At 64.6% G+C, this 22,108-nt stretch carries 23 protein-coding genes; 16 read left to right on the top strand and 7 right to left on the bottom strand.

Features of this window, described 5'->3' with window-relative positions; translation table 11 throughout:
* Window positions 1-7: 7 nt before the first annotated feature.
* The 3 genes from AC4GYS_RS07745 to AC4GYS_RS07735 all read left to right on the top strand — a co-directional run bounded on the left by AC4GYS_RS07745 (window position 8) and on the right by AC4GYS_RS07735 (window position 2,516).
* A complete protein-coding gene (locus AC4GYS_RS07745; RefSeq protein ID WP_491108513.1) occupies window positions 8-979 on the top strand; it encodes a type II secretion system F family protein in 972 nt (323 codons plus the stop codon).
* Window positions 980-994: 15 nt separating this feature from the next.
* Window positions 995-1,993: a type II secretion system F family protein gene (locus tag AC4GYS_RS07740; protein WP_491108512.1), complete on the top strand. Its 999-nt coding sequence runs from the start codon at window positions 995-997 to the stop codon at window positions 1,991-1,993.
* Between the two features lie 106 nt (window positions 1,994-2,099).
* Window positions 2,100-2,516 (top strand): hypothetical protein, encoded by a 417-nt coding sequence (locus AC4GYS_RS07735; RefSeq protein WP_491108511.1) that lies wholly within the window; start codon window positions 2,100-2,102, stop codon window positions 2,514-2,516.
* Between the two features lie 89 nt (window positions 2,517-2,605).
* Here AC4GYS_RS07735 and glyS read toward each other — a convergent pair whose 3' ends face one another.
* Window positions 2,606-4,879 (bottom strand): glycine--tRNA ligase subunit beta, encoded by a 2,274-nt coding sequence (glyS, locus tag AC4GYS_RS07730; RefSeq protein WP_491108510.1) that lies wholly within the window; start codon window positions 4,877-4,879, stop codon window positions 2,606-2,608.
* Complete coding sequence (locus AC4GYS_RS07725) at window positions 4,876-5,745, bottom strand: glycine--tRNA ligase subunit alpha (protein WP_491108509.1); 870 nt, start codon at window positions 5,743-5,745, stop codon at window positions 4,876-4,878. Before AC4GYS_RS07725 ends, glyS begins: the two co-directional genes overlap by 4 nt.
* Before the next feature lie 99 nt (window positions 5,746-5,844).
* On the opposite strand from AC4GYS_RS07725, the gene AC4GYS_RS07720 reads away from it, so the two are divergent.
* The 11 genes from AC4GYS_RS07720 (at window position 5,845) to AC4GYS_RS07670 (ending at window position 14,882) form a co-directional block, all read left to right on the top strand.
* Complete coding sequence (locus AC4GYS_RS07720) at window positions 5,845-6,759, top strand: TraB/GumN family protein (protein WP_491108508.1); 915 nt, start codon at window positions 5,845-5,847, stop codon at window positions 6,757-6,759.
* Window positions 6,760-6,927: 168 nt separating this feature from the next.
* On the top strand, window positions 6,928-7,752 hold the full coding sequence (locus AC4GYS_RS07715) for a TraB/GumN family protein (RefSeq protein WP_491108507.1): 825 nt from the start codon (window positions 6,928-6,930) through the stop codon (window positions 7,750-7,752).
* A gap of 124 nt (window positions 7,753-7,876) precedes the next feature.
* Window positions 7,877-8,374: a hypothetical protein gene (locus AC4GYS_RS07710; RefSeq protein ID WP_491108506.1), complete on the top strand. Its 498-nt coding sequence runs from the start codon at window positions 7,877-7,879 to the stop codon at window positions 8,372-8,374.
* Window positions 8,371-8,529, top strand: a complete 159-nt coding sequence (locus tag AC4GYS_RS07705) for a hypothetical protein (RefSeq protein WP_491108505.1) — start codon at window positions 8,371-8,373, stop codon at window positions 8,527-8,529. The genes AC4GYS_RS07710 and AC4GYS_RS07705 overlap by 4 nt, the downstream gene beginning before the upstream one ends.
* Entirely contained in the window at window positions 8,526-8,741 is a 216-nt protein-coding gene (locus AC4GYS_RS07700) for a helix-turn-helix transcriptional regulator (protein ID WP_491108504.1), read from the top strand. The genes AC4GYS_RS07705 and AC4GYS_RS07700 overlap by 4 nt, the downstream gene beginning before the upstream one ends.
* On the top strand, window positions 8,734-9,378 hold the full coding sequence (locus tag AC4GYS_RS07695) for a hypothetical protein (protein WP_491108503.1): 645 nt from the start codon (window positions 8,734-8,736) through the stop codon (window positions 9,376-9,378). The genes AC4GYS_RS07700 and AC4GYS_RS07695 overlap by 8 nt, the downstream gene beginning before the upstream one ends.
* Before the next feature lie 86 nt (window positions 9,379-9,464).
* Window positions 9,465-11,324, top strand: coding sequence for a S8 family serine peptidase (locus AC4GYS_RS07690; protein WP_491108502.1), 1,860 nt, complete (start codon window positions 9,465-9,467; stop codon window positions 11,322-11,324).
* A 113-nt stretch (window positions 11,325-11,437) separates the two neighbouring features.
* Window positions 11,438-12,100 carry a 50S ribosomal protein L25/general stress protein Ctc gene (locus AC4GYS_RS07685; RefSeq protein WP_491108501.1) on the top strand — a complete coding sequence of 221 codons (663 nt, stop codon included), beginning with the start codon at window positions 11,438-11,440 and terminating at the stop codon, window positions 12,098-12,100.
* Window positions 12,101-12,183: 83 nt separating this feature from the next.
* Window positions 12,184-12,759, top strand: coding sequence for an aminoacyl-tRNA hydrolase (gene pth, locus AC4GYS_RS07680; RefSeq protein WP_491108500.1), 576 nt, complete (start codon window positions 12,184-12,186; stop codon window positions 12,757-12,759).
* Window positions 12,760-12,819: 60 nt separating this feature from the next.
* Entirely contained in the window at window positions 12,820-14,265 is a 1,446-nt protein-coding gene (locus tag AC4GYS_RS07675) for a hypothetical protein (RefSeq protein ID WP_491108499.1), read from the top strand.
* Window positions 14,266-14,285: 20 nt separating this feature from the next.
* Window positions 14,286-14,882 carry a TIGR02466 family protein gene (locus AC4GYS_RS07670; protein ID WP_491108498.1) on the top strand — a complete coding sequence of 199 codons (597 nt, stop codon included), beginning with the start codon at window positions 14,286-14,288 and terminating at the stop codon, window positions 14,880-14,882.
* A gap of 18 nt (window positions 14,883-14,900) precedes the next feature.
* Here the strand turns inward: AC4GYS_RS07670 and AC4GYS_RS07665 are convergent, their stop codons facing one another.
* Complete coding sequence (locus tag AC4GYS_RS07665) at window positions 14,901-16,664, bottom strand: sensor domain-containing diguanylate cyclase (protein ID WP_491108497.1); 1,764 nt, start codon at window positions 16,662-16,664, stop codon at window positions 14,901-14,903.
* 129 nt (window positions 16,665-16,793) lie between these two features.
* On the opposite strand from AC4GYS_RS07665, the gene ychF reads away from it, so the two are divergent.
* The gene (ychF, locus tag AC4GYS_RS07660) at window positions 16,794-17,894 is read left to right on the top strand and encodes a redox-regulated ATPase YchF (RefSeq protein WP_491108496.1); all 1,101 of its coding nucleotides are present in this window, start codon (window positions 16,794-16,796) and stop codon (window positions 17,892-17,894) included.
* A 7-nt stretch (window positions 17,895-17,901) separates the two neighbouring features.
* Window positions 17,902-18,351 carry a MaoC family dehydratase gene (locus tag AC4GYS_RS07655; protein WP_491108495.1) on the top strand — a complete coding sequence of 150 codons (450 nt, stop codon included), beginning with the start codon at window positions 17,902-17,904 and terminating at the stop codon, window positions 18,349-18,351.
* A gap of 89 nt (window positions 18,352-18,440) precedes the next feature.
* On the opposite strand, the gene AC4GYS_RS07650 is transcribed toward AC4GYS_RS07655, so the two are convergent.
* From AC4GYS_RS07650 to AC4GYS_RS07635, 4 genes are all read right to left on the bottom strand, one after another.
* A complete protein-coding gene (locus AC4GYS_RS07650; RefSeq protein WP_491108494.1) occupies window positions 18,441-19,163 on the bottom strand; it encodes a hypothetical protein in 723 nt (240 codons plus the stop codon).
* A 65-nt stretch (window positions 19,164-19,228) separates the two neighbouring features.
* Window positions 19,229-19,765 (bottom strand): adenine phosphoribosyltransferase, encoded by a 537-nt coding sequence (locus AC4GYS_RS07645; RefSeq protein WP_491108493.1) that lies wholly within the window; start codon window positions 19,763-19,765, stop codon window positions 19,229-19,231.
* Between the two features lie 78 nt (window positions 19,766-19,843).
* On the bottom strand, window positions 19,844-20,779 hold the full coding sequence (locus AC4GYS_RS07640; RefSeq protein ID WP_491108492.1) for a cytochrome c1: 936 nt from the start codon (window positions 20,777-20,779) through the stop codon (window positions 19,844-19,846).
* A 14-nt stretch (window positions 20,780-20,793) separates the two neighbouring features.
* Window positions 20,794-22,104, bottom strand: coding sequence for a cytochrome b (locus tag AC4GYS_RS07635; RefSeq protein WP_491108491.1), 1,311 nt, complete (start codon window positions 22,102-22,104; stop codon window positions 20,794-20,796).
* Window positions 22,105-22,108 lie beyond the last annotated feature (4 nt).

Genomic DNA, 22,108 nt, shown 5'->3' with positions numbered 1-22,108 from the left:
CGCTGAAATGATGATGCTGCTGATGATGGCCGGGGCGGGAGCGATGACGCTGCTGCTGCTGGCGCTCGCCTTCTCCGGACCGTCGGCCAGCAAGGCCTACAAGCGGCGCATGGAGCTGATCAAGGAACGGCACGGCGCTAGCGTCCTTCAGGCCAGCGCGAACGCACAGATCCGCAAGCTTTTCGCCCAGCGCGAAAGCCGGGTGGAAAGCTTCGCGTCCACGTTCATGCCCAAGCCCGCCCTGCTCCGCCGTCGGCTGGAGCAGACGGGCCGCAGCTGGACGCTTGGTCAATATGGCATGGTCACGGTCGGGCTGTTCGTGCTCGCCACCGGCGCCCTGTTCAGCCAGGGCATGCCGGTCGTGCTCGCGATCATGCTCGCCGTGATGGTCTCGGTCGGCCTGCCGCACTTCGTCATCGGCTTCCTGATCGGCAAGCGCCTCAAGCAATTCAATTCGAACTTTCCCGACGCCATCGAACTGATGGTCCGCGGCCTTCGCTCGGGTCTTCCGATCACCGAAACCCTCGGCATCGTTTCCAGCGAAATTCCCGGCCCGGTCGGGATCGAGTTCCGCGCGGTGGCCGACCGGATGAAGATCGGCCGGACCATGGACGCGGCGCTGCAGGAAACGGCCGAGCGTCTCGGCACCGCCGAATTCCAGTTCTTCGTGATCACGCTCAACATTCAGCGTGAAACGGGCGGCAACCTTGCCGAAACGCTGTCCAACCTGGCCGACGTCCTGCGCAAGCGTGCCCAGATGAAGCTGAAAATCCGCGCGATGAGCTCGGAATCCAAGGCTTCGGCAATCATCGTCGGCGCCCTGCCCTTCATCGTCTTCTCAATGGTTTACATGATGAACCCGGGATACATGAGCGGCTTTTTCACGGACGATCGCCTGATTGTCGCCGGCCTTGGCGCCATGGTCTGGATGGGCATCGGTGTGTTCATCATGGCCAAGATGGTCAATTTCGAGATTTAAGGGGGTTCGAAGACCATGCAGCCCGTATCCGGACCATCCCTTCTCGGCTTCGACGTCGTCTGGATCGCGACGATCCTGTCGGGCGTCGCGACCATGGCGGTGCTGACCGCCATCTACGCGGCCACGACCGTTCGCGACCCCATGGCTCGCCGCGTCAAGGCTCTCAACGAGCGCCGTGAGCAGCTGAAAGCGGGCATCGTCGCATCGACCAACAAGCGCAAGAAGCTCAACAACAAGAACGCCGCCGCCGACCGCGTCCGCGGGTTGCTCGCCAGCTTCAAGATGCTGCAGGACGACCAGCTCAAGATCACCCAGCAGAAGCTGATGCAGGCCGGCATCCGGACCAAGGACCTCGCGTTCTTCGTTATCCTTGCGCGCTTCGTCATGCCGGTCGTGCTGGGAACGGTCGCCGTCCTGATGGTCTATGTGTTCGACAGCTTTCCAACCTGGGGGGCGTTCAAGAAATACGGCCTGGTCGCCGGCACGCTGGTGCTCAGCTACAAGGCCCCCGACCTGTGGCTCGGCAACAAAATCAAGAAGCGCAGCGACGCGGTCCGCAAAGGTCTGCCCGATGCGCTCGACCTGTTGGTGATATGTGCCGAAGCCGGCCTGACCGTCGATGCCGCGTTCGGCCGCGTCGCCAAGGAACTCGGCAAGGCTTATCCCGAATTGGGCGACGAGTTCGGCCTGACCGCGATTGAGCTGGGCTTCTTGTCCGAACGGCGGCAGGCATTCGAGAACCTCGCCAGCCGCGTCGATCTGGAAGCCGTGCGCGGCGTGGTGACCACCATGATCCAAACGGAGAAATACGGTACTCCGCTGGCCTCCGCACTGCGCGTTTTGTCAGCCGAATTCCGCAACGAACGCATGATGCGCGCGGAGGAAAAGGCTGCGCGCCTGCCCGCGATCATGACCATCCCGCTCATTCTGTTCATTCTGCCCGTGCTGTTCGTCGTGATCCTCGGCCCGGCAGCCTGCTCGATCAGCGACAACTTCATCAACCGGGCCAACTGATCGACCCCTAATGTCTCGCGAGGCGCTCTTCCCGGCGTCTCGCGGGAACCTTAGCCCACTCGTCGCGCTTTAATCGTTACGGACGTGCGACGAGGAGCAACAGGGCATGACGACTTTCACCCCGGACCAGTGGATCATTCTTGGACTAGTGTTCGTGCTGGGCCTGCTGGTCGGAATGTGGATGACCAGCGGCGGCCGCCGCAAATGGAAAGGCCGCTACAATGAAGAAGTCGAGCGCCGTCGTGCGCTGGAGCGGACCCACAATGAGCGCGAAGCCCATTGGACCGCGCGCGAGAAGGAATGGCGTGAGCAGGACAGCCTGCGCGGCGCCGCCGCTCGTGACAACCGCGGATCCTTCGTCGATCGCGACGGTGACGGCTACCGGGATCGCCCGCTGCATGACCGGGATGGCGACGGCTACCGCGACCGGCCCTTGATGGAAGGCGATCGCCGCCCCGGCGACGTCGATGGCGACGGCGTACCAAACCGGGCCGATCCTCATCCGGCGGATCGGCGCAGGTAAGCCCATCCGTCATTGCGAGCCGAAGGCGAAGCAATCCAGGAAGGACCCGCTGGATTGCTTCGCAACATTCGCAACGACGGAAAGGCGGACTACCCCTCGATTTTCGAGAAATCCGCCACCCGATGCACCGCATCGCGGAAGCGGGCGAGAAGATTCAGCCGACGCGCGCGGACTGCCGGTTCGGGAGCGTTGACGGTAACTTGATCGAAGAAAAGATCGATCGGCTGACGGAGTGAGGCGAGCGCCGACATGGCCGCACCGAAATCTTCCGCTTCGATCCCCGCGGCAGCCCGCGGCTCCGCCTGATCGAGCGCGGCGATCAAGGCCCGCTCCTCCTCCGGAGCGTCGGCGGGTAGCGCCGACCCTTGCGCCATTTCCGCCACCGCCTGCGCAATGGCTGGCTCCTCGACCAGGCTAAGCGGGTCTTCCTCGCCCGTCTGCGGAATCGCCTGCTCGCCGGGCCCGGCCATCACCCGTGGCAGGTCCCAATTCTCTTTCCGGAGAATATTCGCGGCGCGCTTGTACCCAGCCAGGAGGTTCGTGCCGTCTTCGGTCTCGACAAAGGTCTGCAGCGCCTGAACCCGCGCGAGCAGGCGGACGAGGTCGTCTTCCGTGCTATTGGTGAAGACGGCATCGACGATGTCGTGCCGCACCCCGGCGTCTCGCTGCTGAACCTTGAGACGATCAACCGCGAAGCTCATGAATTCCGTGCCAGCGCCGTGCACAAATGATCCAAGCTGCGTTTCGAGGATGCGATGCAGCGGCAATCGAAGCGAGTTTTCAAGCGTGATGGCAATCACGCCCAACATCGACCGTCGTAAGGCGAACGGGTCCTTTGAGCCGGTCGGCGCCATGCCCTCGGCGAAAAAGCGGATCAAGCTGTCCAGCTTGTCCGCCAGCGCCACCGCAACCGTCAGCGCCGCAGTCGGTACATCATCCCCCTGCCCCACCGGCTTGTAGTGATCGCGCACCGCCTCCGCGACGGCCTTGGGCTCGCCCTGCGCCTCCGCCAGATAGCCGCCGATCAACCCCTGCAGTTCCGGAAATTCGCCGACCATGCCGGTGACAAGATCGGCCTTGGAAAGGCGTGCGGCGCGTTCGGCCATGTCGGCGAGCTCCGCAACACCTTCGTCATTGCCGCGAAGGCGGGAATCCATCTCAGCACCATCCGGCTGCGGACCGGCCGGGAGATGGACCCCCGCCTTCGCGGGGGTGACAGAGCTACTCGCGGGCTGAACCACACCCTCTTTCACCAGCCATTCGGCCAGCGTCGCCACCCGCTTTACCTTGTCCGCGACGGTGCCGAGCTTTTCGTGGAAGACGATTTGCGACAGCTTGTCCGCCTGTTCCTTCAGCGGAACCTTGAGGTCCTGCTCCCAGAAGAAACGCGCATCGCTCAACCGCGCCGCCAAGACCCGCTGGTTGCCCGCGACAATCGCCGCGCCACCGTCGTTGGCCACGATGTTCGCCGTGCAGATGAAGGCGTTGGCGAGCGCCCCTTCCGCTCCGCGCAGCACAAAATATTTCTGATTGGTCCGCGCGGTCAGCTGGATGACCTCGGGCGGCACATCGAGATAATCCGGATCGAAGCGGCCCAGCAGCGGGACCGGCCACTCGGTCAGCCCGGCGTTCTCGGCCACCAACCCCTCATCCTCGACCAGCGTCAGCCCGGCCTCCGCCGCCAGCGCAAGCGCCCCGTCACGGATGATCGCTGCCCGCTCCTCCTGATCGACGATCACATGGCAGGCGCGCAGCTTCTCGGCATAGTCCGACGCCCCGCCGAGCGTGATCGGGCCCGGATGGTGAAACCGGTGTCCGACCGTCGTCGCCCCGCTCACCACGCCATCGACATCGACCGGCACGATCTCATCGCCCAGCAACGCAACGATGCCGTGCAGCGGCCGGACCCAGCGCAAGCTTGCCGTCGAGGAAGACGCGCCGCCCCAGCGCATCGACTTGGGCCAGGGAAAGCCGCGCACGATCCGCTCGACCGCCGGCCCGAGCACGGCGGAAGTCCCCTGGCCATCCCGTTCGATCACCGCGAAGAACACACCATCGCGCTCAACCAGCTGTTCCCGTGCAAGCCCCGTCTTGCGCAGGAAGCCGTCCAGCGCCTGCGGCGGCGCCGACGACCGCGGGCCCTTGATCTCCTCGCGCACTGCCGCCGTCGCCAGCGGCAGCCCCCGCGCGATCAGCGCCAGCCGCCGCGGCGTCGCGAACGTCTCGATCGCTGCGGCCTGCAGCCCAGCCTTGTCCAATTCCTCGGCGAACATCCGCGCCAGGTCGTTGCGCGCCCGCGCCTGCATCCGTGCCGGGATTTCCTCGGACAACAGCTCCAGCAGGAAGTCAGCGGAAGCCGTCACGCCGCATGCCCCTTATATTCCATCCATGCCGCACAGGCGCCCTTGGCCAGATCGCGCACTCGGCCGATGTACGCCTGCCGCTCCGCCACGGAGATCACCCCGCGCGCCTGCAACGTGTTGAAGATGTGGCTGGCCTTGATCGCCTGCTCATATGCAGCAATCGGCAATTTGGCGCCCAGCGAGTTCTCCGCCTCCGCCGCCGCTTTCCTGAACAGGTCAAACAGCGCGTCGGTATCCGCCACCTCGAAGTGCCAGGCGCTCATCTGCTTTTCATTGTCCAGGAACACGTCACCATAGCTGACGCCCGCATCATTGAAGCGAAGGTCGAACACATTGTCGACGCCCTGGATGTACATCGCCAGCCGCTCCAGCCCGTAGGTCAGCTCGCCCGCGACTGGTTTGCAGTCGAACCCGCCGACCTGCTGGAAGTAAGTGAACTGGGTCACCTCCATCCCGTCGCACCACACTTCCCAGCCGAGGCCCCAGGCGCCTAGCGTGGGGCTCTCCCAATCGTCCTCGACAAAGCGGATGTCGTGCTTCAGCGGATCGATCCCGATAGCGTCCAGTGACCCCAGGTATAGCGCCTGCAAGTCCGACGGGCTCGGCTTCAGCATCACCTGATACTGATAATAATGGCCAAGCCGATTGGGGTTCTCGCCATAGCGTCCGTCCGTCGGCCGCCGACACGGCTGAACATAGGCCGCTTTCCAAGGATCGGGTCCAAGCGCGCGCAAAACGGTCGCCGGGTGGAAGGTGCCCGCGCCCATTTCCATGTCGTAGGGCTGCAGGATCACGCAGCCCTGATCGGACCAATAGCGGTGCAGGGTCAGGATCAGGTCCTGAAAGCTCAAGGTGGCGCTGTTCACGGGCGCGGGCAATGGCAGGAGCTTGGGGAACGGGCAAGGCTCGCCTACATCATCCGTTAAGCGGCGCCCGTGATAAACAGCGGCGTCACAGGAGATAGCATGAGACTGATCGACCTTGCCAAGCGCGGGCTTGCCGCCCTGGGGATCGCCACCGCCGCCGCCGGCTGCACCTCGGCCGCGACGACGGCGGCCGCCAACGCCCCCACGCCCAAGCCAGCTTTGTGGCAGGTCGCCGATCAGGACACGACCATCTACCTGTTCGGCACCATCCACCTGCTGCCCGACAATTATCAGTGGCGCACACCACGGATCGATCAGGCCGTCGCCAACTCGAACGGACTGGTGGTCGAAACCATCATCAACACGGAAAACCCGATGGAGCTCGCCGGGGTGATGATGCGCCTTGGCCTCAGCCCCAACCTGCCGCCGCTCAGCGCGCGCGTCCCGGCGGACCGCCGGGCGGCCCTCGATGCAGCGATCAAGGCGAGCGGGGTTCCGGCGGCGGCCTTCGACCGTATGGAGACCTGGGCCGCGGCCTTCACCCTGATCGGGACGCAGTTCAAGTCGCTCGGACTGCAAGTCGACGATGGGGTCGAGATGAACCTGAAGTCGAGCTTCCGTTCCGCCGGCAAGCCGATCGGCCAGCTGGAAACCAATGCGGAGCAGCTCGGCTTCTTCGACGCGCTCCCCGAAAACGCGCAGCGCGAACTCCTGATCGGCGCGATCGACCAGCCGGCGACCGCCAAGACCCAGTTCGATGCGATGCTGGCGGCCTGGACGCGCGGCGACGTCGAGGCGATCGCCCGCACCTTCAATACCGACATGGCCGGCTCGCCCGAGCTGATGGATGCGCTGCTGAAGCGGCGCAATGCCAATTGGGCCCGTTGGATAGAAAGCCGGATGGGTCAGCCAGGGACGGTGATGGTCGCGGTCGGCGCGGGTCACCTGGCGGGCGATGCCTCCGTCCAGGAACTGCTCAAGCGCCGTGGCCTCAAGGTCACTCGAGTTCAATAATTCACCCCCGCATTTCAGCCGATTGACAGCCGCCCGCGAGTGACAAACACTCGGGCCTTCAACGAGCGGCTGGGGGGTCGCGACATGACTGAGGGCCTTGAATTCCTTCGGCGTCTTGGCGTCCGGAGAATGGTCAACCGTGGCCGGCGATGGAGAGCCGGACTTGCCGTGGCTGCCGCCGCAATCGTCGGCGCTCCGGCCGCCGCGTCTGACGCGTCAGGCCCCTTTTCCTGGCCTGAACCGGTCGCGCGGCCCGCGCTGTGGGTTGTGTCGGATCATGACACCATCATCTATCTGTTCGGCACCTTCCATGCGCATGACGGAAAGAGCCGCTGGTTCACCGACGCGGTGAAGAACGCGTTCGACGGATCGGAGGAATTGGTCCTTGAGACCGTGCTGCCCGGCAGCCCGGAGGAATTGAAGGAGATCATCGCGCGCCACCGTGCCGGCCGGGGGTCCGAAAGCGATGCGCCGGCGGGCGACGGCCTGGTTGTCGCCAAGGGCGCGATGACCGCGGCCCGGTCGGCCGGCATGTCGGTCGACAAGGGTGCCGACACGGTGCTGTTCCGTGCCGCCACTGCCGTTGGCAAGCCGGTGGACGGGCTGGAAAGCTTCGCCTCGCAATTGCAGATGTACGACCGGTTGCCATCCGCCAGGCGCCCTGAACCACCCGCATCGTCTGGTGGGGGTACGACAGGCCCAGCGGCTGCAAGCCCGGCGACGGCCGCCGCGATGCGCCAGATGATGCTTGCCTGGGACCGCGGAGATCAGGCGACCTTCGAAGCCGTCGTCGGGACCATCCAGACCCGTTCGCCCGACGCTTATCGAATGATGTTCCAACAGCGCAATTTCGAGTGGGCTGGCTGGATCGCCCGCCGGTTGCGAGAGCCGGGAACCGTATTTGTCGCCGTAGGGACGGGCCACCTCGTCGGCTATCACAGCGTCCAGGCGCAATTGGCCTTGAGAGGCATCAAAAGCGCACGAGTGAATTGAGCCCGCCCCGGCCCCCTCTGTCAGCCGACCACGACACAATGTCATGGACGCTTGACATCATAAGACGAATCAAACATGTAATGCACACCTGACATATGGTCAGGTATGTATGACAGGCAATTCGATGTATCGCACCCGCTGGCAGCCCGACCAACATTTCACTTTCCAGCCGAACACGCTCCGGTGGCTCACCCTTGCGGCGCTCGGCGGCTACCCGGCTGCGGCGCTGCTTGCGCTGGTTTCGGCCGATGGCACCGCGGCGAACCTCATCGGTCAGCTGGTCGCACCGCTTACAGTCTTCCTCGGCTTGCTTGCGCTCACCTCACAGGCCTATCGGATCGTCCACGCCAGGCCGTCCCAATTGGACGAGTTCGAGCTTCAGTTGCGTCACCGCGCAATGAGCAAGGCCTATAGCGTGCTGACAGCCTTGATGCTCACGGTGGCTTTCTACCTGAGCGAGGCGTCGGACCGGGGATGGTGGCTGCCCAGCACGAGGGATCATTGGCGGGGGTTGCTCTGGGGCGCGATCCTGTTTTCCTTCCTGCTGCCGACCGCAACTTTGGTCTGGTCGCGCGACTACGGCGGCACTGACCTCGAAGAGGACAACGAGGTGGCGGCATGACCCCTCGCGTCCGCCTTGCCCTGGTCCTGCTGATCCCCGCGCTCGCACTCGGAGGTCATCTGTCGGATCGGCCCCTCGAGCTGCCCTTTTCGGCACCCACCGTTGGCGCCGGCCGGCCGCTGGTGGCGATGGCCACGGCAAGTCTGCGGCCATGAACAACCGACTCCGCGTCCTTCGGGCCGAGCACGGCTGGAGCCAGGCGCAGCTTGGCGAGCAGATCGGCGTCTCCCGCCAGGCGGTGAACGCCATCGAGACCGGCAAGTACGACCCTTCCCTGCCGCTCGCCTTCAAGCTGGCGCGGCTGTTCGATCTCAGGATTGAGGAGATTTTCGATGATGGCCAAGATGGCGGACAACCCAATGACTGATCGCGAGGAACCGCAAGGCAGCCCGGTGTGGCGGGTCGCGCGCATCGCCGGGCTCGGACTGTTCGCAGTCATGCTTCTGGGCGCGGTGGTCGGCTTCGTCGGAGCCCACCTGAACGAAGGTGGCGGCATGGAGTTGAGCTTCGTCCTCATCCTCGCAGCCATTCTCTTGCTCGCCGTCGGAACCGCCTGGCTGCTTCAACGGGAATTGCGGAATGCGCGGCCGCAGGAGCCGCTTACCACCAAGGAGCGTCTCAACCGCAACCTGCTGGTCGCGTCCGGCGCCATCGGTGGAGTGATCGGTCTGACACTGGCTTTGGCGAGTGGCTTCGATGAACCGAGTTTCGCGCTGGCATCACGCGATCCGCTGCCTGCCTGGCTTGCCGCGATACTGGTGGCCTCGCTCGGCGTGCTGATGCCGATCATCGCCTACTACTGGCACCGCTATGCCGTCGATGAGCAGGAGGCCGACGCTTACCGCACCGGCGCACTGGCCGCCCTCTACCTGTACATGATCGGCGCGCCGGTCTGGTGGTTCGCCTGGCGCGGCGGTTTCGCGCCGGAACCCGACGGCGTGGTCATCTACCTCGTGACCGTGACCGTCGTCGGCGTCGTCTGGCTCTGGAAAAAGTATCGATAGGCAACCGATCAGGTCGCTGGTCGAGGCGGCCTTTATCAAGATCAATCAACCTGAAATCAACGTCTTACCACAAGGGGAAAATCACCATGCGTTCGTTGAAGCTGCTTATTCTGGCGTCCACCGCCATGCTGTCCGCGCCCGCCATCGCGCAGGGCAAGAAGGTCATCAACACCGCCGCCGACCTGCCTCGCGTGCAGGTCCAGCTGCCCACCAAGCCGAGCGAGCTGGCGATCAACGGCGGTCCACAGCTCGAAGCGCTCGAAACCCAGCTGGAGGCCTATGTCCGCGATCTCCTGACCAACTACGACATCAAGGACCGGGCCACGCGCCAGAGCCTGCTGTCACTGCAGGCGCAGGACGCGATGGCCGACAACCGCTGGGACGAATATCTGAAGCTCGCCGACGAGATTGCGGCGCTCGAGGACAAGCCGGCGCAGCGCGCCACGTCCGGCCTGCTTGGCAAGGCCTACGCCCGCGCCGCAAAGGCAGTCGGCGAGGATAGCCCGCAATTCGGCGATCGGTTCGAAGCGGAACTTCGTACCGCGGTGCAGGCGCTCGACTGGTCGCTCGTGGCGGACTCGATCCAGGCGCAGCGCGGCAGCTATCAGACGATGAGCCGCGACCTCGTCCTCGGCAGCCTGCAGGGCGGACTCGACACCGCCGCTGCAGCGCAGGGGAACAAGCTCGACATCGGCGTCGTCTCGGCGCTGGTCGGCGCGCACCGCACACTGACCGAAATCCTGCCGCTCAAGGACCGGATCTTCCGCGTCTACGACGCCCGCGTAAAGTCGGAGAGCAAGGAAAAGGTCGATCGCTGGAGCGAGCGGTTGGTCGAGCTGACCCCCGCCCAGGCGCGCACGCCCGTGGTGGTGGCCGTCTGGGATGGTGGTTTCGACCCCGGCGTCTTCAACAGTGCCAACCTGTGGCGCAATCCCAAGGAACAGCCGAACGGCCGCGACGATGACGGGAATGGCTTCGTCGACGATATCCATGGCATCGCCTTCACGCCCGAATGGACCCCGGCCACCGGCGACCTTCGCCCCATGCCGGCCGAGGACACCGCCAACCTCCCGTCCCTGCTGAAGCTGGTGAAGGGCTCGCTCGATCAACAGGCGGCGGTCGATTCGGCGGAGGCGGCCGCGATGCGGCAGAAGCTCTCGACGCTGAAGCCCAACGAAGTGCTGCCCTTCTCCCTGCAATCGGCCCGCGTCGGCCTCTACCTCCACGGCACCGCGACCGGCTGGACCAGCAGCGTCGGCAATCCTGCCGCGCGCCTGCTCAACACCCGCTTCGACTATGAGATCGCGGCGGTGCCGAAGCCGATGGACGAAAAGATGGCCGAGAACTTCGCCGACCACGTCGCTCGCGCGATCGCCTACTACAAGGCGAACAACGTGCGCGTCGTAAACATGAGCTGGCGGATCACCGAGCCGCAGATCGAGGCGATGTTCGCCGCGCACGAGCCCGACCTTGCCAAGCGCAAGGCGCGGACCAAGGCGGTGTTCGACCGGATGAACGGCGCGCTGGAGGCGGGCTTCCGCTCGGCGCCCGACATCCTGTTCATCGCTGGCGCGGGCAACGAGAACGAGGACGTCGATTTCGTCCGCAGCTTCCCGGCGGGCATCAACCTGCCCAATCTCATCACCGTCGGGGCGGTCGACGTGGCGCTGCAGCCGGCCGGCTTCACCAGCTACGGCAAGTCGATCGACCTTTATGCCAATGGCTTCGAAGTGCCGTCCAAGGCGCCGACCGGCATCCCCATCAACATCTCGGGCACGTCGCTGGCCGCCCCGCAGGTGACCAACCTCGCGGGCAAGCTGTTCGCCGTGAACCCCAGGCTGACGGCGGCGCAGGTCCGCACGATCATGGAGCAAACCGCCACAATGGAAGGCGACAAGAAGCTGCGGGTCATCAACCCCAAGGCGGCCCTCGCCCGCGCGCGCTAGGGCCGGCATTTGCCAGCGGGCGCGCCTTTCGCTAAGGCGCGCCCGCTCCTCATGGTCATCCCTGGAGGCGTGAGGGAGCGCAACCGAACTTTTTTTGACAAGGAATTGCACGCATGAGCGAACAGCTGACGCTGCCCGCCGAGACGCGCGACCGGGCTGGCAAGGGAGCCTCCCGGGCGCTTCGTCGTGATGGACGGGTGCCCGCCGTGGTCTACGGCAACAATCAGGAGCCGCTTGGCATCCATGTCGAGGAAAAGCTCCTCGCCAAGATGCTCTCGACCGGTCACTTCATGAACACCGTCGTCATGATCGACGCCGGTGGCAAGACCACCCGCACCCTCCCGAAGGACGTGCAGTTCCACCCGGTGAGCAGCCGGCCGATCCACGTCGACTTCCTGCGCATCAGCGAGCATGCCAAGGTCACCGTCGGCGTTCCGGTCCGCTTCATCAATGAAGAGCAGAGCCCGGGCCTGAAGCGCGGCGGCGTGCTCAATGTCGTCCGCCACGACCTGGAACTGGTCTGCGACGCGGCCGAGATCCCCGACGAGATCGTCATCGACCTCGACGGCCTCGACGTCGGCGACAGCATCCACATTTCGGCAATCGACCTGCCGAAGGGTACGGAGAGCGCGATCACCGACCGCGACTTCACCATTGCCACCGTGGTTGCCCCGTCGGCGCTGAAGAGCGAAGAAGGCGACAACGAGACCGAGACCGGCGCGGCCCCTGCGGCGGCCGAAGCCGAGGAAGATGAAGGCGGCGAGGAAGAAGCCTAAGGCTTTCCTCTCCAGGAACATGGAACCGTCCACCTTCGGGTGGGCGGTTTCTTTTTGCCCACGCGACCCGCTAGGAATTGGCCATGCAGATCTGGACCGGTCTCGGAAACCCGGGCGCCCAATATGCGCTGCACCGGCACAATGTCGGGTTCATGGCGGCCGACACCATCGCGGCGGTCCATCGGTTCGGCCCGTGGCAGAAGAAATTCCGTAGCCTGGTCGCCGAAGGCCGGATCGGCCGCAACCGGATCATCCTCTTGAAGCCGCAGACCTTCATGAACGACAGCGGCGACGCGGTTCAACAGGCGCTCCGCTTCTTCAAGCTCGACGAAGAGGCTCTCACCGTTTTCCACGATGAGCTGGATCTCGCTCCCTTCAAGGTCAAGGTTCGCGTCGGCGGCGGCTTGGCAGGCCACAACGGCCTCCGCTCCATCAACGCATCGCTCGGTCCCGATTTTCGGCGGGTCCGGATCGGCATCGGGCACCCCGGACACAAGGACAGGGTCACGCCCCATGTTCTGGGCAATTACGCGAAGTCGGAGATGGAGCGGCTGTCCGACCTCCTTGCCGCCATTGCCGCGGAGGCGGAATGGCTCGCCGACGGGGACGATGCGCGTTTCATGAGTGATGTCGCCCTGCGCCTGCAACAGAGCTCGTAACGGCAAAGCAATCCCTGCGCTCTTCACCGCATTTTCACTCCCGAAGCCTATGTCGCGGGAATGATCGCAATCGCGGCAAATGCCTGGACCCTGCCGGTCGCTCAGCCTCGCCTTTCCGCGTCGCTGATTGCGCTCGGCATGATCATCCTCGCTGCATGTATTCAGTCCCTCTGGATCCCGGTCGATTCCGACGTCTCATGGCTCATCACGGTCAGCGAAGCGGTGTTGTCGGGCCAGCGCCTTTACATCGACCTGATCGAGGTCAATCCGCCCGCTTCCGTCTGGCTTTATCTGCCATGGGTATGGCTCGCCGCCCTGCTCGACCTACGGCCCGAGCCGGTGGTCATCGCAGCCGCGCTCGGCGGCGCATGGGCTTCGCTTCACGTCACCCGGCGCATCGTGCGCACGCTTCGCGATCCGCCAGCTTCGGTCCTGCTGACTGCAATTGCAGCCTTCGCGCTGTTTGTCTTGCCAGGCGGACTGTTTGCGCAGCGCGAGCATATCGCGCTGATGCTTGCACTCCCGCTCGTCGCTCAGCTTGCCGCGATGTCCGAACCGGGAAGGCTGACTTTTTCAGCAGCTGTCCTGGCCGGACTGGCGTCTGGCGCGCTGGTTATCATTAAGCCGCACTTCGCCGCCGCGCTCGCCTTGCCCGCCGCGTGGGTTGCGTTCCGGCTTCGCGATGTGCGCCCGCTCCTGCTGCCTGCCTTGATCGCCGCGATTACGGTGGCAGCCTACGCCGCCGCGGTCGTGCTGTTCGCGCCGGCCTACCTCAAACTTCTGCCGATGCTGGCCGACACCTATCTTCCGATGCGGGACCGGCCGCTCAACTTCCTGATCGGACCGCTACTACTGGTCCCGGCCATCTTGTTCATCCTGAGCCGCCTGGCGACCGATGCCGGGCAACGAATGCTTCCGACCCTGCTGTTCCTGGCCGCGGCCGGGTTCGTCGTGGCCGGGCTGGTTCAGGGGAAGAATTATCTCAACCACGCCCTGCCCGGAATAGCGCTCGCCCTTATCGCTCTCGTCCTGACAATAGCGGACGACCGCTCGCCCGCTCGCCGCCGGGCGGTCATGCTCGCCGCGGCAGCGATTGTCGCTCTTCAGCTTCATGCCACCTTTTCGATTCTTCCGCCGCAGGGCCTCGCCGCGGCGCTGCGCCATGCAGTGCCGGCGGGATCAACCGTGATGACGTTGGGAACGGAGCTTGGCACGGGTCACCCCGCGACCCGTCTTGCCGAACTCAGGTGGATCGGTTCGCGGCCGTCGCTCTTCACCGCGGCCGGCGCGCGCTATGTTGGCCTAAGCAACCCGAAGATGAGGCGCTGGTACCAACGCGATCTCGCCGCCTTCGCCGCCGACGTGAGGCGCCATCGCCCGACAGTTTTGCTGGTGGAAGACCGGTCGCGCCGCTGGCTGTTGAAGGAGCCGCTGATCCGCCAGGCCGTCAACGACTACCGGCCGGTCGCAAGGGCGGGTTCGATCGAGGTCTGGCGGCGGCGCTGACGCGGCTCTAGGGTCGATCGATGCTCCGCGACTTGTTCGTCACCCGCCTGTACGAAACCGAATTGAAGGATGGCGAGTTGCTCGCCGAACTCGGTCAGTCGGTCCGCACTCTGGCGTCCGACGACCGCGCCGGTCAGGCCTGGTGCCGGGAAAAGGGTTACAAGGGCTATACCAGCTACGCCTCGCTCGACGACCTGCCGCGTCGTGATCCGGTCATCGCCGATCTCGCTCGCCAGATTACCCGTCATGCTGCAATCTTCGCCGATCAGCTCTCCTTCGACCTGCCTCGCCGCCTTCAGGTGGACAGCCTGTGGGTCAATCTCCTGAAGGGCGGCGGCGCCCATTCGGCGCACATCCATCCCCATTCGGCGATCTCGGGCACCTTCTACGTCGAGGTGCCGCCGGGTAGCGGGGTAATTCGGTTCGAAGATCCGCGCCTGCCCATGATGATGGCGGCCCCGATGCGCCGCGAAGACGCGCCCGAGACAGCCCGTACATTCGTCACCGTTGCGCCGCGGCCTGGCCTTTTACTGCTCTGGGAAAGCTGGCTGCGGCACGAGGTGCTGCCCTCGACCGGGCGCGGCGAACGACTGTCGATCAGTTTCAACCTCGCCTGAAACCCGCTCGCGCGCTGCTCAAGCGGCCAGCGCCAACTGATCCCGGCCGCGCTCCTTGGCCATATACAATGCCGCGTCGGCAACCTTGAGCGCCTCCCCCAGCCCGTCTGCGGCGATCGCAGCCACGCCGCCGCTGACCGTTATTTGGACCGAGCCCAACTCGGTGTCGATCAACGTCGTGGCGCACAGCCGACGAAGCCGCTCGCAGATCGCCATGGCCTGGTCGCGACTGGTGTCTGGGAACAGGATCACAAACTCTTCACCGCCCAGCCGGGCGGCAAGATCGCCGGTGCGCAAGGCGCTCTGCATCAATTGCGCGAAGGACTTGAGAACGACGTCCCCGATATGGTGACCGTACATGTCGTTGATGCTTTTGAAATGGTCGATGTCGATGATCGCCAGACTATCTGCTCCCGCATCTTCTGTCCGGCGCCGCTCCCGCTCCGCTACCTTGGCGACGAAGGCGCGGCGGTTTGGCAGGCCCGTCAGGCTATCGCTGAACGCCGCCGCGGCCAGCCTCTCTTCGCGCTCCTTCACGCCTGTGATGTCCCGCGCCATCGAAAGCACGCCGTCGAATTCGCCTTCGTCGTCGATCAGGGCTCGGCTGTGGGTCTCGAACCAGCGGCGGGATCCGTCGGCCATGATCCCCTGATATTCGAAGCGGCAGGTCCGCCCCGGCTCATTCAGCGCGCTCCAATGCTCCCGCCGCACATGGTCCAGATGCTCCGGCGCGATCAGCAACGCGCTGGCCGTCCCGATCAGCGCTTCCGGATCATGGCCGCCGATCTGGCGCATCGACGGCGACACGTACAGAAAGGTGCCGTCAGGGGCGATGTGCATCAGCAGATCGGAACTATGCTCCGCCATCATGCGAAACCGCTCCTCACTGGTCCGCACGCGGGTCAGGAGGTGCTTGCGGTGATTGAGGTCCGCGCTCACCGGCAGCACCGTCAGCACCGTCGCTGCGAGGTAGAATTGGAAGAATTGCATCCGGCTGCCCAGATCGCCCGGTCCCATCAGCTGGATCGGGCCATATCCCAGGCTCGTGAACGCCCCGCCGGCCAGGGCCAGGATGGCCACCGCGATCGCCGCGCCCACCCGTCCCAGGCGGAAGGTCGCCAGGATGATCGCCATCACCGGCAGGAACAACAGCGGCAGGTGCGACTGGGCGAACACCGCCACTACCGTCGCCAGCACCAGGATCAGGACGCCCGCTGCGTCGCCTTTGCGCTTGGCCAGCATGCGCACCGTTTCCCGCCGGGCATGTCGTCCGGTCAGCAGCAGAGCAAGCGGCGTGAAGGTGAGATTCCCAAGCGCATGGCCGAAGAAGTAATGCAGCATCGAATCGGCGCTCGGACGACCCATGGCCGCCAGCACCACTCCTGCCAGCAGCGACGCCAGCAACGGGGCCGCCACCCCCACCGCGACCACATAGCGGACGAACCAGCCCAGGGAATTCAGCGGCTCGCCGGGCTGTTGCCAACGCCGCAGCAACATCACCGCAACCAGCGCTTCCGACAGGTTGATCAGCGCGAACGGCAGGGCAGCGACCCAGCCGAGGCCAAGGAGACCGGTGTTGAGCACGCTCGCCCCGCCGCACAGCGCAAGCAACATCGGCCACCGCCGGGACGAGGTTCGCATCAGCGCCGCGATCAGCACTGCCGTCGCGACCCACAGGAAAGCAACGCCGCCGTCGTAACGGGTGAAACTCACCGCCATCGCCGCCGCAGCGCCATAGGTGGCCACCACTGGCAGCACATTAAGCAAACTAAGCCCCCGCATGATCCTGGACTACAGCTTCAGGCTTAGCAGGAGCCTACTTACTTATCCGTTTCGGATGAAAACTGGCGGAAGGCGTCCCGCCTCGCTAAGGCCCGGACCAATTCTCCACCTTTTTCGGATACAAGCATCATGGGTTTTCGCTGCGGCATCGTGGGCCTGCCGAACGTCGGCAAGTCCACTCTCTTCAACGCGCTGACGGAAACGCAGGCGGCGCAGGCGGCAAACTACCCGTTCTGCACGATCGAACCGAACGTCGGCCAGGTCGCTGTCCCCGACCCGCGCCTCGATAAACTGGCGGCGATCGCCGAGTCGGCCAAGATCATCGCCACGCAGCTTGGCTTCGTCGACATCGCCGGGCTGGTGAAAGGGGCCAGCCAGGGTGAGGGCCTCGGCAACCAGTTCCTCGGCAACATCCGCGAGGTCGACGCCATCGTCCACGTCCTGCGCTGCTTCGAGGACGACGACATCCAGCATGTCGCTAACAAGGTCGATCCGCTCGCCGACGCGGAAACGGTCGAAACCGAATTGCTGCTGGCCGACCTGGACAGTCTGGAGAAGCGCGTTCCGAACCTCGTCAAGCGCGGCCAGCAAGGCGACAAGGAATCAAAGGTCGCCGCCTCGGTTCTCGGCCAGGCGCTCGAACTGCTGCGTGAAGGCAAGCCGGCGCGCCTGACGCAGCCCAGGGACGAGGAAGAGACGCGGCTCTTTTCCCAGGCGCAGCTGATCACCGCCAAGCCGATCCTCTATGTGTGCAACGTCAACGAGGAGGATGCCGCCAACGGCAACGCGCTCTCCGAACAGGTCTTCGCCAAGGCCAAGGCGGAAGGCGCCAACGCCGTCGTTGTTTCCGCCGCGATCGAGGCGGAGCTGGTCGGCATGGAGATGGAGGAGCGGCTTGCCTTCCTCGAGGAAATGGGTCTTCACGAAACCGGCCTCGCCCGCGTCATTCGCGCCGGCTACGATCTCCTCCACCTCATCACCTTCTTCACCGTTGGGCCCAAGGAGGCGCGGGCCTGGACCGTCGAGAAGGGCGCCAAGGCTCCGCAGGCGGCCGGCGTGATTCACTCCGATTTCGAGCGCGGCTTCATCCGCGCCGAGACGATCGCCTACGACGACTATCTCGCCCTGAATGGCGAAGCCGGCGCGCGTGACGCGGGCAAGCTGCGCCAGGAAGGCAAGGAATATGTCGTCCAGGATGGTGACGTGTTGCACTTCAAATTCAACGTGTGAGGCCTGTGTGATCTACTTCGAAGACCTTGAGGTTGGGCGGACGACCGAATTCGGGTCGGTCGAGGTGACGCGCGAAGAAGTGCTCGCCTTTGCGCGGCGCTATGATCCGCAGCCGTTTCACCTGTCAGACGAAGCTGCCGCCCAGACCCATTTTGGACGCATCGCGGCGAGCGGTTGGCACACCTGCGCCATGACCATGGGGGTCATCGTCGCCCACATGAAGGAGCATCCGCAAGCCGGCCTGGGCTCTCCCGGCGTCGACGATCTCAGGTGGAAGCGACCCGTTTATCCTGGCGACACGCTTACCGTCACGGGCACGGTGCTCGAAAAGACCCCGAGCCGGTCCAAACCGGACCTGGGCAGCTTCCGGACACAAACGGTGGTGACCAATCAGGACGGGGTCAAAGTGCTGACCTTCACCAGCATCGTGCTCATACGGCGGCAGCCAAGCAGCTGACAGCGTCGCCAACCCTTCGAAATTTCCGAACTTTCCCCGGTGACGTATGCTTCGCGTTCCGTTGCTGCCGCACAGGTTTCACGACAGATTCAAGACGGTTTTGAAGCCGCCGGGAGTAGCCGGGATTGAGTGCCTTTCAGGTCCGTGTGGGCGCCGCCGTCACCATCGGCGGTGAAGCGGACCGTCACTTCAACGGTGCGGCCGCAGAGCTCCACCGGCCAGACCTCCGTCCACGAGCCGCTGTATCGAACTCCATAAACGTCAGCACCCAATCCCGGCTCTTCCTTCTCAACGCGCGTCATGCCCAGCGTGGCGCCCTGCGGGTCGCACTCCAAGCCATGGCGCTTGACCGTGGCGCTGGCCTGAAGGAGCGCAAGCGGCCAGGTGTCACTGATCAGCGACTCGTTCGCCAGGGAGTGCCCGCGATTGGTGCGGATCGTGCTGAGCACACCGGCACTGTCCTCAGTCATGGTATAGCGAACCGAGGTCGCATCGCAATTCGGATGGCGAGCGGTCACGGTCCAGCCATTCCTCAGCTGACCAGCCAGGATACCCTGAAAGATGAATCGCGCACTCGTAGCCGGGACCACTTTATCGATGATCGCGCCGGTGGGGACACAGCCGCCTGAGCGCTTCTGCGCCGCCACGGCTGATTTCAGCACCTGCTCCTCGATCGTCATTCCCGCTGGCTGCGGTGCCGCGGCGTTCCACGCGGTCAAGCGCTGGAGAATGAGCGAATGTTGAGCATGCGCACCGGTGGCTACCGTGACGACACTGGCGACCAGAAGAATGAGGCGAGAACGCAGTTGCATGGCGGTTCTTCTCGCAACACGCGGCAGCATCCGCAAGCCCTCTGGCGTGGCAATCCCGTTACAACTCAATGGCCTGCGAACATGAGTAAGCTGATCGTCTCGATCTCCTCGTCACGCAGGGCCGCACCGCCGCCGAGGTCGGGAAGGTCGATCACGAATCTCGCGCCAGCGATGACGCCGCCGGCGCGCTTTACCAGCCTCGCCGCCGCCAACGCGGTGCCGCCCGTCGCCAGCAGGTCGTCGACGATCAGCACGCGGGCTCCCGGCGTGCAGGCATCGACATGCATGGCGAGCCGGTCGGAGCCATATTCCAGCGCATAATCCTCGGCGATGGTTTGTCCCGGCAGCTTCCCGTCCTTCCGGATCAACAGGAGGCCGCAGCCGAGTTCGGCCGCCAGCGCGGCCCCGATGGCAAAGCCTCGCGCTTCGATCCCGGCGACGAGATCGGGCGGCTCATCCACCGTGGCGCCGAGCCTGGAGACCGTCTCGCCAAAGCCCCACGGATCGAGCAGCAGAGTGGTGATATCGCGGAACTGTATGCCGGGCTTCGGGAAATCCGGCACCGTTCGCACCAGCCGCTTCAGATCGTCGTGCTCGCTCACCGATGCCTCCCGAAAACAGAAAAGCCCGGCAACCGCTCGGTCACCGGGCTTTCGTGATCACTAACTATCGAATTGATGTCAGCCGGCGATTCCGCGCTCGGCCTTCTGCTCTTCCACCCGTTCGCGGAAGGCCGGCTCCAGCGGGCCCCGGATCGACACCTGACGCTTCGCAGACGCCCAGATGTTGCGATAGGCGAAGTAGGCCAGGACCGTCGCGACAGCCAGGAACAGGATGACCGCCCAGCCCGCGCGATGGCGGTTTTCCAGGTTCGGTTCGGCGGTCCAGACCATGAAGGCCGACACGTCCTTGGCCATCTGGTCCACACTCGCCCGGGTCCCATCCGCATAGGTGACCTGACCGTCAGATACGAGCGGCGCCGGCATCGCGATGTTGAGGTTGGCGAAATAGGGATTGAAATGCAGCCCGGTGCCCGGACGGTTCTCGGCCGGCAGCGCCTCACCCTCGGCATTGCGGTAGGTGGCCGGGTTCGCATAGCCCGTCAGCAGCGAATAGACATAGGCCGCACCGTCATGACGCGCCTCCGTCATCAGGCTGAGGTCGGGCGGGAGCGCATTGTTGTTCGCCGCGCGCGCCGCCGTCTCGTTGGCATAGGGGCTCGGGAAACGGTCGGAGATCAGCGCCTTGCGCGTCGCGGCCTCGCCCGTGTCCGGGTTCACCGTCGGTACCTCGATCGCCCATTGATTGGCGATCGCCTTCACTTCGGCCTCGTTATAGCCGAGCCCTTCCAGCTGGTAGAAGCTGACATACTTCAGGCTGTGGCAGGCGGCGCAGACCTCCTTGTACACCTGGAAGCCGCGTTGCAGCTGCGCTCGGTCGAACTTGCCGAGCGGCCCGTCGGACGTGAACTTCACGTCTTTCGGGACGAGATGAAAAGCGTGCTCCACCGTCTCTTCGGGCGGGTTCTGGAAATAATCCAGCGCGTTGACGATCAGCGAGATGGTCAGGACGCCGACGAAGCCGAGCCCGACCAGAAAACCAATGATGCGGACCATGTGTCCCTGTTCCCTTATTCAGCGGCCGCGACGGCGGGCGTCGTCTTGGCGAGCCCGAACGGTGCACTTTCTTGGCGTTCGCCATGCAGCACCGATTCCGAAATCGAGTTCGGCAGCGGCAGCGGCTTCTCGAACTTGGATACGAGCGGCAGGATGATCAGGAAGTGCGCGAAGTAATAGGCCGCGGCAACCTGGCTCAGCGCGACCCATGGTTGCTCTGCCGGCATCACTCCGCACAGGCCAAGCAGCAGGACGTCGGCCACCAGCACCCAGAAGAAGATCTTGTAGACCGGACGATAGCTGGTCGAACGGATCGGCGAGCGATCGAGCCAGGTCAGGAAGAACAGCAGCAGGATCGAGCTGAACATTGCCAGCACGCCCCACAGCTTCGCGGGGAGGATGAAGTCCACCGTGAAGGCGCGCAGGATGGCGTAGAAGGGCCAGAAATACCATTCGGGCACGATGTGCGCCGGTGTCACCAGCGGGTTCGCCTCGATATAGTTATCGGGGTGGCCCAGGCTGTACGGCAGGAAGAAGACGAAGATCGCAAAGATGATCAGCGCGACCCCGATGCCGAAACCGTCCTTGGCGGTGTAGAACGGGTGGAAGGGCAGCGTGTCCTTCTCGTCCTTCACATCGACGCCGGTGGGATTGCTAGATCCGGGAATGTGCAGCGCCCAGATTTTCAGGATCGTGACCGCGGCGATGATGAACGGCAGGAGGTAGTGGAGTGAGAAGAAACGGGTCAGCGCGGCTTGGTCCGGCGCGTATCCGCCCAGCAGGAAGATGCGCAGTGGCTCGCCCACGACCGGGATGGCCGAGAAGAAGCCGGTGATGACCTGCGCGCCCCAATAGCTCATCTGGCCCCACGGCAGGACATAGCCCATGAAGGCGGTCGCCATCATCAGCAGGTAGATGACGACGCCCAGCATCCAGACCAGCTCGCGCGGCGCCTTGTAGGAGCCGTAATAAAGGCCCCGGAAGATGTGGATGTAGATGACGGCGAAGAAGAAGCTTGCGCCGTTCTGGTGGACGTAGCGCAGGACCCAGCCCGCGTTGACGTCGCGCATGATCCGCTCGACGCTGTCGAACGCCCCGCCGGCATAGCTGTAATAATGCATCGCCAGCACAATGCCGGTGATGATCTGGATCATCAGCGCAAGGCCGGCCAGAACGCCGAAGTTCCAGAAATAGTTGAGGTTGCGCGGCACGGGATAACCGCCGCCGATCGCACCGTAGACCAGCCGTGGGAGCGGCAGGCGCTGATCCAGCCACTTGGTGAAGCCGGACGTGGGTTCGTAGGGCTTGGCCCAGGCAAAGCTCATGGCT

Source organism: Sphingomonas sp. SP1, assembly GCF_058313395.1.
Note: the sequence above shows the minus strand (reverse complement) of the source record. Positions and strands in the feature narration are given on the sequence as shown.

What these genes read in the sequence shown, in the direction of transcription:
- AC4GYS_RS07745 (WP_491108513.1), top strand. Translation starts at nt 8, where the DNA reads ATGATGATGCTGCTGATGATGGCCGGGGCGGGAGCGATGACGCTGCTG.
- AC4GYS_RS07740 (WP_491108512.1), top strand. Translation starts at nt 995, where the DNA reads ATGCAGCCCGTATCCGGACCATCCCTTCTCGGCTTCGACGTCGTCTGG.
- AC4GYS_RS07735 (WP_491108511.1), top strand. Translation starts at nt 2,100, where the DNA reads ATGACGACTTTCACCCCGGACCAGTGGATCATTCTTGGACTAGTGTTC.
- AC4GYS_RS07720 (WP_491108508.1), top strand. Translation starts at nt 5,845, where the DNA reads ATGAGACTGATCGACCTTGCCAAGCGCGGGCTTGCCGCCCTGGGGATC.
- AC4GYS_RS07710 (WP_491108506.1), top strand. Translation starts at nt 7,877, where the DNA reads ATGTATCGCACCCGCTGGCAGCCCGACCAACATTTCACTTTCCAGCCG.
- AC4GYS_RS07705 (WP_491108505.1), top strand. Translation starts at nt 8,371, where the DNA reads ATGACCCCTCGCGTCCGCCTTGCCCTGGTCCTGCTGATCCCCGCGCTC.
- AC4GYS_RS07700 (WP_491108504.1), top strand. Translation starts at nt 8,526, where the DNA reads ATGAACAACCGACTCCGCGTCCTTCGGGCCGAGCACGGCTGGAGCCAG.
- AC4GYS_RS07695 (WP_491108503.1), top strand. Translation starts at nt 8,734, where the DNA reads ATGACTGATCGCGAGGAACCGCAAGGCAGCCCGGTGTGGCGGGTCGCG.
- AC4GYS_RS07690 (WP_491108502.1), top strand. Translation starts at nt 9,465, where the DNA reads ATGCGTTCGTTGAAGCTGCTTATTCTGGCGTCCACCGCCATGCTGTCC.
- AC4GYS_RS07685 (WP_491108501.1), top strand. Translation starts at nt 11,438, where the DNA reads ATGAGCGAACAGCTGACGCTGCCCGCCGAGACGCGCGACCGGGCTGGC.
- pth (WP_491108500.1), top strand. Translation starts at nt 12,184, where the DNA reads ATGCAGATCTGGACCGGTCTCGGAAACCCGGGCGCCCAATATGCGCTG.
- AC4GYS_RS07675 (WP_491108499.1), top strand. Translation starts at nt 12,820, where the DNA reads ATGATCGCAATCGCGGCAAATGCCTGGACCCTGCCGGTCGCTCAGCCT.
- AC4GYS_RS07670 (WP_491108498.1), top strand. Translation starts at nt 14,286, where the DNA reads ATGCTCCGCGACTTGTTCGTCACCCGCCTGTACGAAACCGAATTGAAG.
- AC4GYS_RS07665 (WP_491108497.1), bottom strand. Translation starts at nt 16,664, where the DNA reads ATGCGGGGGCTTAGTTTGCTTAATGTGCTGCCAGTGGTGGCCACCTAT.
- ychF (WP_491108496.1), top strand. Translation starts at nt 16,794, where the DNA reads ATGGGTTTTCGCTGCGGCATCGTGGGCCTGCCGAACGTCGGCAAGTCC.
- AC4GYS_RS07650 (WP_491108494.1), bottom strand. Translation starts at nt 19,163, where the DNA reads ATGCAACTGCGTTCTCGCCTCATTCTTCTGGTCGCCAGTGTCGTCACG.
- AC4GYS_RS07640 (WP_491108492.1), bottom strand. Translation starts at nt 20,779, where the DNA reads ATGGTCCGCATCATTGGTTTTCTGGTCGGGCTCGGCTTCGTCGGCGTC.
- AC4GYS_RS07635 (WP_491108491.1), bottom strand. Translation starts at nt 22,104, where the DNA reads ATGAGCTTTGCCTGGGCCAAGCCCTACGAACCCACGTCCGGCTTCACC.